Origin of the sequence: Kribbella sp. NBC_01245 (assembly GCF_036226525.1) — a bacterium.
Classification (GTDB): domain Bacteria; phylum Actinomycetota; class Actinomycetes; order Propionibacteriales; family Kribbellaceae; genus Kribbella.
In genome coordinates, this window is record NZ_CP108487.1 from 7,735,171 (window position 1) to 7,751,770 (window position 16,600).

At 67.6% G+C, this 16,600-nt stretch carries 14 protein-coding genes; 6 read left to right on the forward strand and 8 right to left on the reverse strand.

Annotated features, from left to right (window positions below; genetic code table 11):
- Nucleotides 1-91: 91 nt before the first annotated feature.
- Complete coding sequence (locus OG394_RS35585) at nucleotides 92-1,801, forward strand: ABC transporter substrate-binding protein (RefSeq protein WP_328991626.1); 1,710 nt, start codon at nucleotides 92-94, stop codon at nucleotides 1,799-1,801.
- A 68-nt stretch (nucleotides 1,802-1,869) separates the two neighbouring features.
- On the opposite strand, the gene OG394_RS35590 is transcribed toward OG394_RS35585, so the two are convergent.
- Genes OG394_RS35590 through OG394_RS35610 form a run of 6 tightly spaced genes read right to left on the reverse strand, consistent with a single transcriptional unit; the run spans nucleotide 1,870 to nucleotide 10,398 of the window.
- Entirely contained in the window at nucleotides 1,870-2,718 is an 849-nt protein-coding gene (locus OG394_RS35590) for a hypothetical protein (RefSeq protein WP_328991627.1), read from the reverse strand.
- A gap of 24 nt (nucleotides 2,719-2,742) precedes the next feature.
- Nucleotides 2,743-3,114 carry a hypothetical protein gene (locus OG394_RS35595; protein WP_328991629.1) on the reverse strand — a complete coding sequence of 124 codons (372 nt, stop codon included), beginning with the start codon at nucleotides 3,112-3,114 and terminating at the stop codon, nucleotides 2,743-2,745.
- Nucleotides 3,060-3,245: a helix-turn-helix domain-containing protein gene (locus tag OG394_RS40175; RefSeq protein ID WP_442914251.1), complete on the reverse strand. Its 186-nt coding sequence runs from the start codon at nucleotides 3,243-3,245 to the stop codon at nucleotides 3,060-3,062. Before OG394_RS40175 ends, OG394_RS35595 begins: the two co-directional genes overlap by 55 nt.
- On the reverse strand, nucleotides 3,242-5,623 hold the full coding sequence (locus OG394_RS35600) for an ATP-binding protein (protein WP_328991630.1): 2,382 nt from the start codon (nucleotides 5,621-5,623) through the stop codon (nucleotides 3,242-3,244). The genes OG394_RS40175 and OG394_RS35600 overlap by 4 nt, the downstream gene beginning before the upstream one ends.
- Nucleotides 5,620-7,995 carry an ATP-binding protein gene (locus OG394_RS35605; protein ID WP_328991631.1) on the reverse strand — a complete coding sequence of 792 codons (2,376 nt, stop codon included), beginning with the start codon at nucleotides 7,993-7,995 and terminating at the stop codon, nucleotides 5,620-5,622. The genes OG394_RS35600 and OG394_RS35605 overlap by 4 nt, the downstream gene beginning before the upstream one ends.
- Before the next feature lie 3 nt (nucleotides 7,996-7,998).
- Nucleotides 7,999-10,398 (reverse strand): ATP-binding protein, encoded by a 2,400-nt coding sequence (locus tag OG394_RS35610; RefSeq protein WP_328991632.1) that lies wholly within the window; start codon nucleotides 10,396-10,398, stop codon nucleotides 7,999-8,001.
- A 119-nt stretch (nucleotides 10,399-10,517) separates the two neighbouring features.
- Here OG394_RS35610 and OG394_RS35615 point away from each other — a divergent pair, with 119 nt between their 5' ends.
- From OG394_RS35615 to OG394_RS35630, 4 genes are all read left to right on the forward strand, one after another.
- Nucleotides 10,518-11,294: a helix-turn-helix transcriptional regulator gene (locus tag OG394_RS35615; RefSeq protein ID WP_328991633.1), complete on the forward strand. Its 777-nt coding sequence runs from the start codon at nucleotides 10,518-10,520 to the stop codon at nucleotides 11,292-11,294.
- A 35-nt stretch (nucleotides 11,295-11,329) separates the two neighbouring features.
- Nucleotides 11,330-12,241, forward strand: coding sequence for an N-acetyl-1-D-myo-inositol-2-amino-2-deoxy-alpha-D-glucopyranoside deacetylase (mshB, locus tag OG394_RS35620; protein ID WP_328991634.1), 912 nt, complete (start codon nucleotides 11,330-11,332; stop codon nucleotides 12,239-12,241).
- 9 nt (nucleotides 12,242-12,250) lie between these two features.
- Nucleotides 12,251-12,748, forward strand: coding sequence for a flavin reductase family protein (locus tag OG394_RS35625; RefSeq protein ID WP_328991635.1), 498 nt, complete (start codon nucleotides 12,251-12,253; stop codon nucleotides 12,746-12,748).
- Nucleotides 12,749-12,815: 67 nt separating this feature from the next.
- Complete coding sequence (locus tag OG394_RS35630) at nucleotides 12,816-14,579, forward strand: VanW family protein (RefSeq protein WP_328991636.1); 1,764 nt, start codon at nucleotides 12,816-12,818, stop codon at nucleotides 14,577-14,579.
- Nucleotides 14,580-14,637: 58 nt separating this feature from the next.
- On the opposite strand, the gene OG394_RS35635 is transcribed toward OG394_RS35630, so the two are convergent.
- Both OG394_RS35635 and OG394_RS35640 read right to left on the reverse strand, forming a co-directional pair.
- Nucleotides 14,638-15,060 (reverse strand): type II toxin-antitoxin system PemK/MazF family toxin, encoded by a 423-nt coding sequence (locus OG394_RS35635; RefSeq protein WP_328991638.1) that lies wholly within the window; start codon nucleotides 15,058-15,060, stop codon nucleotides 14,638-14,640.
- Between the two features lie 134 nt (nucleotides 15,061-15,194).
- Nucleotides 15,195-16,136 carry a GNAT family N-acetyltransferase gene (locus tag OG394_RS35640; protein ID WP_328991639.1) on the reverse strand — a complete coding sequence of 314 codons (942 nt, stop codon included), beginning with the start codon at nucleotides 16,134-16,136 and terminating at the stop codon, nucleotides 15,195-15,197.
- Between the two features lie 130 nt (nucleotides 16,137-16,266).
- On the opposite strand from OG394_RS35640, the gene fdxA reads away from it, so the two are divergent.
- Nucleotides 16,267-16,593 carry a ferredoxin gene (gene fdxA / locus OG394_RS35645; protein ID WP_328991640.1) on the forward strand — a complete coding sequence of 109 codons (327 nt, stop codon included), beginning with the start codon at nucleotides 16,267-16,269 and terminating at the stop codon, nucleotides 16,591-16,593.
- Nucleotides 16,594-16,600: the final 7 nt, after the last annotated feature.

Below are 16,600 nucleotides of genomic sequence, written 5' to 3' on the forward strand. Positions count from 1 at the left end.
TCTGGCTCCCTGAACCGTGAGTAGATGACGGGCGTTCCACTCTCAGGCCGCCGTAATCCGGCGCCCGACGTACCAAGAAAGAAGGACAGGCATGGCTCACGCCAAGCGAGTCGGACCGGCAATTGCCGCTGGTCTCGCGCTTACCCTCACGCTGGCGGCATGCGGCGGGGGAGATAACAACGGTGGCGGTGGCACTGACCCCGGCGCTGCAGGTTTCAAGGGTGGCACGCTGACGATCTACCACGTCAACGACGTCGAACACCTCGACCCGGTCCGCAACTTCGTCACCGACTCGAACGCCATCGGCAAGCTGCTGACCCGCACGCTGACCGAGTTCAAGTACGACGGCAAGGCCAAGAAGACCGTCCTGGTGCCGGACCTGGCCAAGGAGTGGAAGTCGAACGACGCTCTTGACGAGTGGACGTTCACGCTCAAGGACGACCTGAAGTACGAGGACGGCACACCGGTCAAGGCCGCCGACATCAAGTACAACGTCGAGCGCGGTTTCTCCCCGGACCTGTCCGAGGGCTCGCCGTACCCGAAGGAAATGGTTGCCTGCCAGAAGGGCTACGCCGGCCCCTACACGGGCGGCAACAACGGCGGCAAGGGTTGTGAGGCCATCACGGCTCCCGACGACAAGACCATCGTCTTCAAGCTGCAGCGCCCGGTCGCCGAGTTCGACATGGTCGCCTCGATGAAGAACTTCTCGCCGGTGCCGCAGGCCAAGGACACCAAGACCCAGTACGACGCCCACCCGCTTGCGACGGGCCCGTACAAGATCCAGACCTACACCCGTAAGAAGGAACTGGTCCTGGTTCGCAACGACCAGTGGAAGCAGGAGAGCGACGAGCTCCGCACCGCGCGTCCGGACAAGTTCGTCTTCAAGTTCGGTGGCGACGAGTCCGTCGTCGACCAGCGCCTGATCGCGAACGGTGTCGCTGACCAGAGCTCCTTCAGCTTCAGCGGCATTCAGCCGCAGAACCTGCCGAAGACGAACTCGGCCAACGTGAAGGACCGCGTTATCGAGGGTGAAGACATTTGCCGTCGCTACATCGCCTTCAACCAGCAGAAGCCGCTGTTGAAGAACCAGAAGCTGCGTGAGGCTCTCTACTACGGCCTCAACCGTGTCGAGTACCAGACCGCCCGTGGTGGCGAGCGTCTCGCGGCTGTTGTCGACTCGATCGTCCCGGAGACCCTTGACGGCTACGAGGCCGACACCGTCTTCCAGGCCCCGCCGACCGGTGATGCCGCCAAGGCGACGGCTCTCCTGAAGGAGGCCGGCTACAAGGGTGAGAAGCTGACCCTTGGTACCGCAGACTCGGGTCTGGCCACCAAGGCCGCCGAGGCCGCGCAGGCGTCGTGGAAGAAGATCGGCATCAACGTCGACATCCGGAAGATCCCGGGCGACAACTACTACTCGACGCAGCAGAACGACGCGTCGGCGACCGACCTGATCACCGCCGGCTGGTGCTTCGACTACCCGAGCATCGCCTCGGTCGTCGCGCCGGTCCTCGGCCCGGACACCACGTCCGCCACGCCGAAGGCAGCGCAGAACAACTACGGTCGTTCGCTGGTCGCCTACGACAAGTTCAAGGCCAACTCCCTGATCAAGGACAAGGGTGAGGCGACCAAGGCGTGGTCTGCGCTGTACAAGGAGCTCATGCAGACCGCTCCGCTGGTTCCGACCGTGAAGGACCTGAACGTGTACGTCATCGGCGGCAACGTCGACAACGCGATTCCGGACCCGAACACCGGTGGTATCCCGGACCTCACCCAGATCGGCCTTAAGAAGGCCAACTGATCCGAGGTTCTAGCCACTAGCTAGACAAGCAAAGGGCGGTACCGGTTCTCCGGTACCGCCCTTCGCCGTTAGATCGAGGTCGGTAGCTTCTCCAGCTCTTCGGTCTGTGTGTATCCATGGTCGCCGAGTGCGGCACTGAGGTCATGCCAGAGCAGACTGGCGGCCCGCTGATCTGTGCCGATTGGCGCGAGCTCGATGGTCATCGACGTCAGACTGGCCCAGTCGATCCACAGCCGTCGGCGGACGCAATGGCCATTGACGCCAACCACGATCCGGATCGCGAAGTATCGCTCGGACTCCGGGCCGGTGAGGATCTGGCGGATGGTCGACGTGATCGCGAGCGGCTCGGCGTCCAGCCACTCGTGGACGTCCTCCTCGGTCGTCAGATCGGCAGCCTGGTGGTACCAGGCGGGATCCAGCCAGGCTTCGCGAGTCGGGTCCATGAACCCAGTAGCGATCGTTGAGCCGACTTGCCGGGCGGTGAGCTCGGGAAGTTCCAGCAGGCCGAGTAGCGCGAAAGCCTTGGCGGCGAGAACATCCAGGGCGTTGTCGCTCTCGGCCAGTTGGTCGATCGATAGGCCGAGGGAGGCGCGTACGCCGAGATGGCCGAGTTCGAGTCCGTCGAGACGACGATGTACGTCGGCTAGGCGCTCGGCCAGATGGCTGACAGGCCATTGGGGTCGGGAGGCGAGCCTGGCGCCGGCGATGCGGATGGCGAGCGGGAGGCCGCCGCAATAGGTCACGACATCCGACCAGGCGGGATCCGTCGTCAGCGGACGCCTCGAGAGCTGGGCGAGCAGGTCGAGTGACTCGTCGACGGGTGGTACATCGAGCTGGAGTTGCTCCGCGCCGGGGATCGACGTCAGGACCGAACGGCTGGTCAGGATGACCGCGCAGGTGGACGATCCGGGCAGCAACGGAGCGACTTGCGGTGCGTCGGCTCAGTTGTCGAGCAGGACCAACATGTTGCGCTTGGCAAGGATTGACCGATACAGGCCGGTGGCGGCGTCCACCTCATCCGGAAGGCTGGTGTCGGGAATGCCCAAGCTCGTCAGCAACTGCCGCAACCCGTCGAGCGGTTCGGTGGGCTTGGCCGGTCCGTGTCCGCGCAGGTCGACGTACAGCTGGCCATCTGGGAACTGGTCGAGCACCTGATCGGCGCCCTGGATCGCGAGTGCGGTCTTGCCGATTCCGCCCATGCCGGTGATGGCCAGCAAGGTGAGCCCAGGCCTGGCCGCCGATATGGTGAGCCGATCCACTAGCAGCGCCAGCTCGTCTTCGCGGCCGACGAAGTCGCTCGTTGCCAACGGCAACTGCCGAGGTCGCGACGGCCTCGCTCGAGCCCGCTGATCGCCTGCGCACTCATCCCAGCCCGCTCCGCAAGCTCGACCTGCGATAAACCCGCCGCGGTTCGGTATCGGCGTAGCAGGTCGGCGAAGATCATACTTCCGCCATCCCGAGCAGACCTTCGATGCTGCCCGTATCCGTGCCGTGTTCCTGACGGATGGCCAAGGCGGTCCGCCAATGACGCCTCGCCTCGGCGGCGTTGCCTGCCGCGTGGAGTGCATGACCGATATCGACCTCGACCGCCGCCTGGCGAAGCCTGTCGTCCTCGCGCTCAGCCAACTCCAGTGCGCGGCCGAGGCGTTCGCCTGCCTCGCCGAGTCGCCCTTGTTCGATGGCGACGCGGCCAAGCTCGTGCCATGCCTCGCTCTCAAGCAGCACCCGGTCGTAGGTCCGGGAAAGGTCCGCACAAGCTGCCAGGGCGGATTCGGCCGCCTCGTAGTCGCCGATCTCGCGGCTTGCCAGGCCGTGGGTCATATGAATGATGCACCGATACCACCCGTGCTCGGGATCTGCGAGGTGTGCAAGGCCCTCTTCGAATGCCGCTGAACCCAGGTCTTTGCGGCCGGTCTTCAGATGGAGCATGCCCAAGGCCATACACGCGAAGGCGGCCCTGCGAGGGAGCTGAAGTTGGATGGCCATCTCGCGCGCCTTGGCCGCGTAGGGGATTGCCTCTTCGTAGCGGCCGAGCCGTTCCAGCAAATGTCCCAGCGTCAGTAGGCAAAGGGCTTGCATGCCGCCGACACCAGTGATGTCCGCACGGGTGAGTGCTTGCTGCATTGGCGAAACGGCTTCCTCGTACCGTTCGAGTTCGCCTAATGCCGCACCGAGATCGTGCAACACCATTCCCGCTCCGAGGTGGTCTCCCGAAGCGATGGCTATCTCCCTCACTGCAGTCATCGCAAACATCCAGTCGAGCCATCGGCGCCGCCGGGTGTAATAGGCGTTCAGGCCGACGGCCAACCGGATGGCCAGCTGTTGCTCAAAGGCGGTCCCGGTGGCACCCCGCCGCAGCGTCGGCACGATGAGGTCGCGCGCGTCATCGAGCCACTCCATCGCCTCTGGGAGGTTCAACTCCATTGCAGAAGCCCACCAGTCGGGACTCAGCCATGCCTCGCGGCTGTCGCCATGGCCAGCGTGGTCGGAAACCCTCCATGTGACGGCCGACAGGCGTTCTAGCCATCGCACCCGTGCCGCGACTTGCTCGTCTGGGGTCAGGACTTCGTGGACGTGTTCGGCCGCTGCGACCCGGAGGAGGTCATGCAGTCGGTAGCGCTCGGGCGCTGGGCTAGCGAGCAGGTGTACGTCGACCAGTCGTTCCAACGCGGCGGCCGCATCACGCTCTGACCAGTCGGCAAAGGCGGCGATTTGGCGCGCACTGATCACTGGCGATTCGGCCAAGCCCAGCAGGGCGAACGCCTCTGCCGCCCGTACGTCGATCGGGTCGTCGCTCTCGCGGAGGTGGTCGATGGAGAGGTTGAGCGTCGCCCGGACGCCGATGCCGGCATCGACTTCCAGCTCGTCGAGACGGCGGCGTTCGTCCGCCAGCCGGCCGGCGAGGTGCGAGACGGGCCAGTTCGGGCGGGAGGCGAGTCTCGCGCCCGCGATCCGGATCGCCAACGGCAGACCGCCACAGTGCTCGACCACCTGCGTCCAGGCCGGGTCGTCCGACAGCGGCCGGCCGGCGACCGTGGCAAGGAGGCGAAGGGACTCGGCCAGTGGCGGCACTTCGAGAGGGACCCGGATGGTGCCGGCGATGGCGGGCAGATCCAGCCGGCTGGTCACGATGACCGCGCACCTGGCCGAACCGGGCAGCAGCGGCAGCACCTGCTGCGCGTCCGCCGCGTTGTCGAGGATGACCAGCATGCGCCGCTCGGCCAGCAGCGTCCGGTACTTCGCGACCGCCTGGGTCTCGTCGGAGGCCAACTCGTCCGGCTGGACCCCGAAGACCGACAGCACTTCGCGGAGGGCGTCGATCGGAGCCGTAGCCGTACCAGGGCCGAAGCCGCGCAGGTCGACGTACAGCTGGCCATCGGGGAACTGCGCCACCGACTCGTGCGCGGCCTGAACGGCAAGGGCGGTCTTGCCGACGCCGCCCATCCCGGTGATGGTCAGTACGCTCAGCGCGGTCGCCTCAGCGGCACCGACCAGCGCCTGGCGAAGGGTGGCGAGCTCCGACTCTCGACCGATGAAGTCCCGCGTGGCCAAGGGGAGTTGCCGGGGGATCGTCCGTTCCGGGGCAGGCGTTGAGACGGTGCCGGCCGTACGCGCGGACGTGGTGAGCAGGGTCGCCTGGTCGGCGGCGTTGAGGTCGAGCGCGTCGGCCAGGGCCAGCACGGTATCCCGGCGCGGATGACGACGAATGCCCCGCTCCAGTCCGCTGATGGCGGCAACGCTGAGACCCGCCCGCTCGGCGAGTTCGGCCTGTGACAAGCCTGCCGTGGTCCGGTAGCGGCGGAGGAGGTCGGCGAAGGTCATGTGGCGGCCATTCCGAGGAGGGCTTCGATGGTGGTTGTGGGTGCGCCGTTCTCCTGGTGGATGGCCAAGGCGGTGCGCCAGTGGCGGCGGGCTTCGGTGGGCTGGTCGGTGGCATGCAGGGTATGGCCGATGTCGACCTCGATCGCCGCTTGCTGGAGCCAGTTCTTCTCGCGCTCGGCCACGGTCAGGGCGAGGCGGAAGTGATCGAGTGCGGCCGGGTAACGCTCTTGCGCGAGGGCAACGCGGCCCAACTCGTGCTGCGCCTCGCTCGCGATCAGGGCGAGGTCGGTGCCTTCGCAAACCGCGATGCAGGATTCGAGGGCGGTGATCGCCTCGGCGTGGTCGCCGAGCTCGCGGCTGGTCACCGCGAGGTTCAGCAGGATCGAGGCCCGGAACCGCTGGTGTTCGGGATCCGCGAGCCACGCCAGGGCCTGGTCGAACTCCGCCAACCCCAGCTCCTTGCTGCCGACCTTCAGCTGCAAGATGCCCAGGCTCATACAGGCATAGGCGATTCGGCGGGGGAGTTGAAGCCGGAGATTCAGGTCTCGCGCTCTGATCGCATACGGGATCGCCTCTTGGTAGCGACCGACACGTTCCAGCAGGTGCCCCAGCATCAGCAGGCACAGACCCTGCAGACTTTCCTCCTCGCTCAGGTCAGCCTCATCCGCGCCTTGGACTACGAATGGGACGGCTTCCTCATAGCGTTCTTGTTCGCCGAGAGCCGCGCCGAGGTCATGCAGGACCAAGCCGGCCGCGATGTGATCACCGGAGGCGATGGCGATGTCCTTGACCTCGTTCATCGCGAGCGCCCAGTCGAACCAGCGGCGACGCTGCGTGTAATAAGAGTTGAGGCCGACGGCCAGGCGAATCGCCAACTCCTGCTCGAATGCCGTACCGGCGGCGCCTTGGTGGAGAGCCGGCACGATCAACTCCCGCTCATCGTCGAGCCATTCCAACGACTCCTCGTGGCCGAGGTTCATCGCGGAGGCCCACCAGTCGGGGCTCAGCCACGCCTCGCGGGTGGCGCCGTGACCCGCATGCTGAAGGGCTCGCCAAGCCACGGCCGACAGACGTTCCAGCCAACGCACCCGGGCGGCGGTCCGCTCGTCCGGGGTCAGGACGCGGTTGGCGTGTTCGACCGCCGCGACCCGGAGGAGGTCATGCATCCGATAGCGCTCGGGTGCTGGGCTGGCGAGCAGATGCACGTCGACCAGTCGTTCCAACGCGGTGGCGGCGTCCCGCTCCGAGCAGCCGGCGAGGGCCGCGACCTGCCGTGCACTGGCGTCCGGCGATTCCACCAGGCCCAGAAATGCGAACACCGCTGCCGCCCGTACGTCGATCGGGTCGTCGCTTTCGCGGAGATGGTCGATGGACAGATTGAGGGTCGTCCGCACCCCCGTACCGGCGTCGATCTCCAACTCGTCGAGCCGCCGACGTTCATCCGCCAGGCGTTCGGCCAGATGGGAGACCGGCCAGTTCGGCCGCGCGGCGAGCCTCGCGCCAGCGATCCGGATGGCCAGCGGCAGACCGCCACAGTGCTCGACCACCTGCGTCCAGGCGGGGTCGTCCGTCAGCGTTCGGCGGGCCACCGTTGCCAGCAGGCGAAGCGATTCGGCGAGCGGCGGCACTTCCAGCGGCACCCGGATGGTGCCGGCGATCGCGGGCAGGTCCAGCCGGCTGGTCACGATGACCGCGCACCTGGCCGAACCGGGCAGCAGCGGCAGCACCTGCTGCGCATCGGCCGCGTTGTCCAGCACGACCAGCATGCGCCGATCGGCGAGCAGCGTGCGGTACTTGGCCACCGCCTGTGCCTCGTCCGCGGCCAGCTCGTCCGGCTGGATGCCGAAGACCGACAACACCTCACGCAACGCGTCGAGCGGTGCCGTCGCCGTCCCCGGGCCGAAGCCGCGCAGGTCGACGTACACCTGACCGTCGGGGAACTGCGCCACCGACTCATGCGCGGCCTGGATCGCGAGCGCGGTCTTCCCGACCCCACCCATGCCCGTAATGGTCAGCACTCTCAGCGCTTCAGCTGTGCCGGCCAACGCCTGCCGCAGCGTGCCCAGCTCGGCCTCCCGACCGATGAAGTCGCCCGCTGCCAATGGGAGCTGCCGGGGGACTACCGCCGCGGGGAACACCGCGACCTGTGCGCGCCTTTTCGCCGCAGTGAGCAGCTCTGCCTGGTCAGGAGCGTTGAGGTCGAGGACATCGGCCAAGGCCAGCACAGTCTCCCGACGCGGATAACGGCGAACGCCACGCTCCAACCCACTGACAGCGTCCACACTGAGCCCTGCGCGCTCCGCCAAACCAGCTTGCGAAAGGCTGGCAGCACGCCGGTGTTGACGAAGAAGATTCGCGAAGGAAGACGGCATGGGTCAGTGCTCTTCCAGGAGGGCCTTGAGGGTGGGGGTGGGGATGGCGTGGGAGTGGAGGATGGTCTGGGCCAGGCGCCATTCGCGGCGGGCGTCGGACTCGTGGCCTTGGGTCTGGTGGGCGTCGCCGAGGTGGCGGCGGATCGTTGCTTCGCGCAACCAGTCGCCGTGTTGGCCGGCGATGGCGAGGGCTTCGCTGTAGTGCAAGACGGCTTCGGAGTGGTTGCCGAGGGCAAACGCGAGTAGGCCGAGCTCGTCCAGGGCCTCGGCTTCGGCGAGGCTGCCGCCCTCCGCGCGGAAGAGCGCCAGGCTCTGCTCGAGGGCCTCGGCGGCGGTCTGGTATTCGCCGGCCTCGCGATAGGCCACGCCGACGTTCATGGCGATCATGCCCTGGCCGCCACGAGGTCCGGCGGCGGCGCCGAGTGCCAGGGCCTCGTTGAACCGGTCCCGCGCGCGGCCGTTGTCCCCGGTCTTCAGGTAGAGCATGCCGAGTGCGAGACAGGCGTAGGCGGTCCGGCCGGGGTGCCCGACGTGGAGGCCGAGGCGGCGCGCGCGTTCGGCGTACGGGATGCCTTCGGCGTACTGGCCGTTGCGTTCGAGGGCGTGGCTGAGGCTGCTCAGGCAGAGCACCTGGAGGATGCGGTCGTCGGTCCGCTCGGCAGCGGCCACAGCCTGGTGCAGGCGCTCGGCGGCGTGTGCGTACTGCCCGAGCTCGGCCTGGGCAGCGCCGAGATCATGCAGTACGACGGCCTCGGCGATCGGGTCGTCGCCCTTGGCCACGAGGTCGACGACTGCCTGGTTGACGTGGAGCCAGTCGAGCCAGAGCTTCTGCTGCGCGTAGTACGCGTTGAGCCCGATAGCGAGCCGTATCGCGACCGCTGGAGCCGTCGAGGCCGTACGTCGTACCGTCGGGACCAGGGTCTGCCGCTCGGCGTCGAGCCATGCCACTACCTCGGCCTCGGTAGTGAGGTCCTCCGAGGGCTTGAGCCAGGCCGGATCCAGCCAGGCCTGCCGGGTGGCTCCGTGGGTGGCGAACTCGCTTGCGCGCCATACGACGGCCAGTAGTCGCTCTAGCCACCTGTCGCGGGCTGCGGCCTGCTCGGATGGCGTGAGCACTTGCTCGGCGTACTCCATCGCAGAGACACGCAGTAGGTCGTGCAGACGGTACTGGTCGTTGCCCTGGCTAGTGAGCAGGTGTACGTCCACTAGCCGCTCAAGCCCGGTGACGGCCTCACCCTCGCTGGAGTCGGCCAGAGCCGCCACCAACCGCACACTTAGGTCAGTGCCGTCGGCTAGCCCCAGGAGTGCGAAATACGCCGCAGCCTGTACGTCGAGGGGGTCGTCGCTACTGGCGAGCTGCTCGATCGACAGGGTCAGCGTGGCCCGCACGCCCGCGTGGTCGATCTCCAGCTCGTCTAGGCGCCGGCGCTCGTCAGCCAGGCGGTCTGCGAGGTGACTGACCGGCCAGTTCGGGCGGGAGGCCAACCGAGCCCCGGCCATCCGGACCGCGAGCGGCAGGCCACCGCACTGGTCGACCACGTCGGCCGCGGCCGGGTCATCGCCCAGCTTCCGGCCCGCCACCGTGCCGAGGAGCTCGATCGACTCCGCGACCGGCGGTACGCCGAGCTCAAGATGACTGGCGGTGAGACCGGTCAGGGAACGCCTGCTCGTCGCGATCACGGCACAACCCGGCGCCTGCGGCAGCAGCGGGAGGACCTGGTCGGCGTCTACAGCGTTGTCCACGAGCAGCAGGAGCCGTCGGCCCTCGACGAGGCTGCGGAAGCGCGAGGCGGCCGTTGGGAGGTCGGACGGGAGACCGTCTGTGGGCACACCGAGGGTGCTGAGGATGCTGGTCAGCGCGTCGAGCGGCTCCAGCGGGGGTCCGGGGCCGAATCCGCGCAGGTCGAGGTAGAGCTGGCCGTCGGCGAACAACCCGGCCACCTGGTGTGCCGCGTGGACTGCCAGCGTGGTCTTGCCGATCCCGCCCATCCCGGTCATGGCGATGACCGGCGCCCGCTCCGGCGTCTTGAGCTCCGAGGGCGCGTGCTCCGGCGTCGTACGGCTTAGGTGGTCGACCAGCTGGCGTAGCTCTGCGTCACGCCCGGTGAAGTCGCCGGCCGCGAGCGGGAGCTGCCGAGGCGGCACGAAGGCCGTCGGCGCGGTCGTGGCGGCTGGACGGCCGCGGCGGGAGGCGGCGGCTTCGAGGGCTGCGCGCTGGTCGGCGTCCAGGCCGAGGGCGTCGGCGAGGGCCGTCAAGGTGCTGCGCTGGGGGTAACGGCGGAAGCCGCGCTCGAGGGTGCTGATGGCCTCTGGGCTCAAACCGGAGCGCGTTGCCAGCTCGTCCTGGGTGAGGCCGCCGGCCTGCCGATGACGCCGCAACAGGGCCGCGAACTGGGAATCCATCCGCTCCCCTCCGCAAAAGCCGCAATTGTATGGGTGAACTGTACGAGTTGTACCTGTTACATCCCCTCCCGCTCTTCGAGACTTGTCCAGTCTGCTGACCGACTGGGGAGGAGAAGCGGATGACACTGCACCAGATCGAGGTGCTCGACCGGCATCAGGGGAAGCAGCATCAGGCGAGACCGGCGGAGGACGGCATGCTCACGATGACGCCACGGGTTGCGACGGACGATCTGCTCGGGCTGGTCCGTCCGACCGCGGGGGAGCCGGTCAACGGCATCCGCTGGCTGGATGGACGGGCCGAGATCCGGGCCGAGCTGGACCTGCTGGACGCGGGTTGTGGCATCGAGCGGATGGCGATGGTCGCCGACCTGCCGCCGGTTCGGTCACACTCCGTGGTCGCCTGGCGGACCCGGGGTGTCCGGGCCCGGACGATCCACCAAGTCGCGCCGCTGTCCGGCCGCGTGCTCGGGACGGATCCGGCCGAGGAGGAGGCCCGGGCGTTCCTGGCCGTCTCGGCGACGATGGTGATCGCGGACCGTTCGGCCGCGCTGGTCATCCAGCCGCCGGTGGAGACCGACGGCGCGCTGGCCTGGCGCGGGCTGATGATCCATGACGTCCGGCTGGTCGACCTGCTCTGCGAGATGTACGACGGAGTCTGGGAGTGCAGCCTGCCGATCGGGCTGGACGAGGGTGCCGAGCCGCGGTCGGAGGAGCTGACCGAGCGGCAGGAGTGCATCGGCCGCCTGCTCGCCACCGGCGCCAAGGACGAGGCGATCGCCCGCCGAATGGGGCTCTCGCTGCGGACGGTCCGCTCGGAGATCAGCAGGCTGACCGAGGCGCTGGGCGCGCGCTCGCGGTTCCAGGCGGGTGTGCAGCTGGCCCGTCGCTACGGCTGAAAAATACTGTCGGAGCAGGGACGTACGCTGGCGATATGACTGCACTCCCTGACCGCAGGCTCCTGCTGGTACATGCCCATCCGGACGACGAGACCATCAACAACGGTGTGACGATGGCGCGCTACGTGGCCGAAGGCGCGCACGTCACGCTGGTCACCTGCACCCTCGGCGAGGAGGGCGAGGTGCTGGTGCCGGAGCTGGCGCACCTCGCCGCCGACCAGACCGATGGCCTCGGGCAGCACCGGATCGGCGAGCTGGACGCCGCGATGAAGGAGCTGGGCGTCACCGACCACCGGTTCCTCGGCGGGCCCGGCCGCTACCGCGACACCGGGATGATCTACGACGACGAGGGCAACGCGGCCGTGCCGCTCGAGACCCGCGAGGACAGCTTCTGGCGGGCCGATCTGCTGACCGCGGCCGATGACCTGGTGAAGGTCATCCGGGAGGTCCAGCCGCAGGTTCTGCTGGCGTACGACGAATTCGGTGGTTACGGCCATCCCGACCACGTCCAGGCACACCGCGTCGCCATGTACGCCGCGGCGCTGGCCGCTGTCCCGTCGTACCGCGAGGATCTCGGGCCCGCCTGGGACATCGCGAAGATCTACTGGAACGCGATGGGTGAGAGCGGTCTGCGCGAGAGCCTGCGCAAGCTGCGCGAGTCCGGCGACACCACCACCTTCGAGGGTATGGATCCGGACGGGCCGCTGCCGCGTTTCGTCACGCCGGACCGGTTCATCTCCTGCGTGATCTCCGGCGGGGCGTACGTCGACCAGAAGATGAGCGCGATGAAGGCGCACGCCACGCAGATCACGCTGGACGGGCCATTCTTCGCGTTGTCCAACAACAACGGCAACGAGGTCTGGGGCGACGAGGCGTATGTGCTGGCCAAGGGCACCGCGTCTCCCGGGCCGGACGGTTTGGAGCGTGACCTCTTCGCGGGCCTCTAAACTGCTTGGGTGACGGCACCCGGAGGTCTCGACCCCAAGGCATTCAAGTCGGTGCTTGGGCGATTCGCCACCGGGATCACGATCATGAGCACGCTGCAGGACGGTGTCGCGCATGCGATGACGGCCAACGCCTTCACGTCGGTATCGCTGGATCCGCCGTTGGTGCTGGTGTGCGTCGACAAAGGTGTGCGGATGCACGACGCCGTACTGGCCTGCGGTTCCTGGGCCGTCTCGATGCTCAGCGTAGGCCAATGCGAGCTGGCCGAGCGGTTCGCGCACTCAGGGCGCGATCTGTACAGCCAGTTCGATGGTGTGCCGACTGTGCCCGGGCCGGCGACGGGCTGCCCGCTGATCGAAGGCGCGCTGTCCTGGCTCGAGTGCCGGACCTGGGCGACATATGAGGGCGGCGACCATACGATCGTGGTCGGCGAGGTGATCGCGCTGGGCGAGGGTGCTCAAGAGAGCGCGCTCACCTACTTCTCGGGCAAGTACCGGTCGGTGACCTGAGCAGACCCCTCGCTACCGTACGATGGGGCGTTGCATCTATCACGTTCGAGCAGGAGGACTCTGTCCGGTGGGGAGAAAGCAGCTCGCGGGCATTATCGCCGCGGCGGGGCTGGGAGTTCTTGCGGTCGGCTATGGGGCGGCCTTCGCCTTCACCGGAGACAAGGTGCCAGGGGACACAACCGTTCTCGGTGTGTCTCTGGGTGGCCTGTCCGAGGCTGAGGCCAAGGCCAAGCTGACCGAAGCAGTCAAGGACAAACTGGACACGCCTCTCAAACTCAAGGCAGGCGAGAAGACGGTCACACTCAAACCGTCCGACGCAGGCTTACATCTAGACGTCGACGCCACGGTCGAGGCGGCCGGCGCGGGCCGCAGCGCGAACCCGGCACGAATGTGGCAGGTGATGACCGGCGGTGAGGCGGTCGCGCCAGTGGTCACCGCCGACAAGGCCAAGCTCGACGCCGCCGTCGCCCGGGTCGCCAAGCTGATCGACCAGCCGGCCACGGAGGGGTCGATCACGTTCGACGACCTCAAGCCGGTGCAGCACGAGCCGGCGCCTGGCATCACGGTCGACCGCGAAGGCGCCGGTGACGCGATCACGAAGGGTTACCCGTTCGCGGGCGAGCCCGTCGCGCTGCCCGCCGACGTGACCGAGCCGGGCGCGGGGAACCCGGCCATCGCCAAGGCCCTCAAGGAGTACGCCGAGCCCGCCATGTCGGGCCCGATCCGGCTCACTGTCGGGGACAAGTTCGTCGACCTGAAGCCGGCCGAGTTGGCGCCCGCGCTGAAGCTCACCGGGACCAAGGACGGCCAGGTCACGCCCACGCTGGATGCGGCCAAGCTCGAGCCGTTGTTCAAGGAGCGCTTCAAGAACCTCGAGACCGAGGCGAAGGACGCGACCTTCAAGATCGTCGGCGGCAAGCCTCAGGTGGAGCCCGCGGTCGACGGCCAGATCGTTGCCCGGGACAAGGTTGTGCCGGCCATCCTGGCGACGCTGCCGAAGCCGCCGGGTGAGCGCAAGGTCTCGATCGGCCTGGGCAAGAGCAAGGCCAAGCTCACCACCGAGCAGGCCGAGGCGCTGGGTGTGAAGGAAGTGATGGGTGCTTTCACCACCTATTTCCCGTACGCCGAGTACCGCAACGTCAACATCGGCACGGCTGCCCGCAAGATCAACGGCACCCTGCTCAAGCCGAACGAGATGTTCAGCCTGAACAAGATCGTTGGTGAGCGCACCCGGGAGAACGGCTTCACCGAGGGCAACATCATCAACGGCGGCAAGTTCGTGCTCGACCTCGGTGGCGGTGTCTCGCAGTCGGCCACGACGACCTTCAACGCGGCGTTCTTCGCCGGTCTGAAGGACGTCGAGCACAAGGCCCACAGCGTCTACATCAGCCGCTACCCGGTCGGCCGCGAGGCGACCGTGGCCTGGCCGTCGGTGGACCTGCGCTTCCTGAACGACTCCGGTAACGGCATCTTCGTGGAGACGATCTTCAGGAAGTCGACGCCCGGCAACCAGGGCATGCTGACGGTGAAGATCTGGGGCACCAAGGTCTGGGACATCACCGCCGGCGCCTCCGAGCGGTACAACGGCCGTGCGCCCAAGACCGTCTACAACACCGAGCCGGGCTGCCGTCCGCAGGCGCCGACGGCCGGTTTCGACATCAAGATCTACCGCTACTTCGCGAAGAACGGCGCCCGGGTCAAGACCGAGTCGTTCACCACGAACTACAACGCGGCAGACCTGATCAAGTGCGAGCCGAAACCGACTCCGACGAAGCCGCCGACAACACCCGGCCCACCGAACAACCGCAAGCCGGGCGGTTCGGACCGCTAGACAGCACTGAGGCCGTAGTCCCTGGGACTACGGCCTCAGTCGGTTCGCGTGCGGTCCGCTAGTGGGGCGGCCGCAGGGCCTGCAGGCCTTCGGCCACTGCCCCGTACGTCGCCTCGTCGATGACCGCGCCTTCGCGACGGACGTCGTTCGCGTCGATCCGTAGCACCCGGTCCAGGCGCACCTCGCTCGGCCGGCCCTCCCGATCCCAGGCACCACTGCCGATGTCCTGCCAGACGCGCCCATGGCGGGCCTCGTCGGCGGCATCCCGGTCGTGGTCCTGACTGGTGAGGATCAGCGCGAGCAGCCAGTGACCGTCATGCCCGACCACCAGCACCGGCCGATCCTTACCCCGGCTGTGGTCATCCTCGAATGGCACCCAGGTCCAAACCACCTCACCCGGATCCGCCACCCCGTCATCCGGATGCGGCGCATACTCGAGCTTGACCCGACCCTCGAAATCCCCCACATACGAATCCGTCATACGCCCGACCCTAACGGCGGCGTCCGCTTTTCCTTTGCATTCATTCGTCGGAAACCGTCCTCTTGGCCCTAGCCGGATCAGCACAGGTCGGCGGCGGGAGAGGACGGCTTCCGACGAATGAATGCAAAGGAGGGTCAGGGGAGCGTGCGGTAGCGGTAGCGGTAGGCCTCGGTGAAGCTCAGGGTGGTGTAGGTGGTTAGGGCGGGGGTGTTTTCCTCGACCACCTCCAGGTAGGTGCGGCGTGCGCCCAGCGAACCGGCCCAGCGGGCGAGGCCGCGGAGTACGGCGGTGCCGAGGCCGCGGCGGCGGTAGGCGTCGCGGACGTGGACGGTGTCGATGCCGAGCCAGTGCCCGGTCATGGCACCACGCCCAACGGCAGCGATCTGGCCGTCGATGCGGATCGAGGCGAACCCCACCGGCCCGGTAGGACCTTCGAGCATCTGGCGACCGATAGCGGGCACCACCTCGGCGGTCGCGTCGTACCACTCGTCGTCGGGTCTGTCGGTCACCTGGACCTCATAGCCCGGATCGGCGTTCACCAGGTCTATCGAGGTGTGCAGGATCAGTACGTCGGACTGGTGCGGACGCGCGTCCACCCAGCCCTCGTCGCGTAGTACCTCCTCCAACGGGCTCCCGAGCACGGTCAGCGCCAAGGGCGGCAGCCGCCGGGTGCGGTAGAAGTCGGCCACCTCCGCGAGGGCTTTCTCCACCGGCATACCTGGATCGCCGTACGGCAGCAGGGAGTTCCCTCGGCCGGTCCAGCCGCCGGAGGCGCGGAGTAGCCAGTCACCGAGCTGGATCGTCTCGGCCGCTGGACGGTTCAGGCCCGTCGCGAGCAGGAGCTGGTCCCGGTCGACCCGGCGCAGGGGGATGGCCTGGATGGGCTTGGCCGCTTCCACCCGGTCGAGCGGAACGGCCTCCAGCGAGGCGTCAGCGCGCCGTACGACCAAGCCCTGACCGTCAAGCGCCTGCAGTACGCCGAGGACGTCCGTGCGGGTGTGGCCGTCTACGGGCTCCGGCAGGCGGTACCGGACCACGACACGGTGGCCGATATCACGGGCGGACAAGCCTGACACGATGCGGACTCCTGGCAGAGTGGGGCGAGTATTACCGTGATACTAAGACTGTCAGCACCACCCCAGTGACAGCTGTACCTGCGATCGCCGCCCGAACCCCGTGCGATCGCCGGCCATAGGAGGAGTACCAGTGACCTACGTCATCGCGCAGCCGTGTGTTGACCTCAAGGACCTCGCCTGCGTCGAGGAGTGTCCTGTCGACTGCATCTACGAAGGCAACCGGATGCTCTACATCCACCCGGACGAGTGTGTCGACTGCGGTGCGTGCGAGCCGGTCTGTCCGGTGGAGGCCATCTACTACGAGGACGACACCCCGGAGCAGTGGAAGGACTTCTACACCGCGAACGTCGATTTCTTCAACGATCTCGGCAGCCCGGGCGGCGCGTCCAAGATGGGCAAGATCGACAAGGACCACCCGTTCGTCGCGGCCCTGCCCCCGCAGGAGCACGACGAGTAAGCAGTCC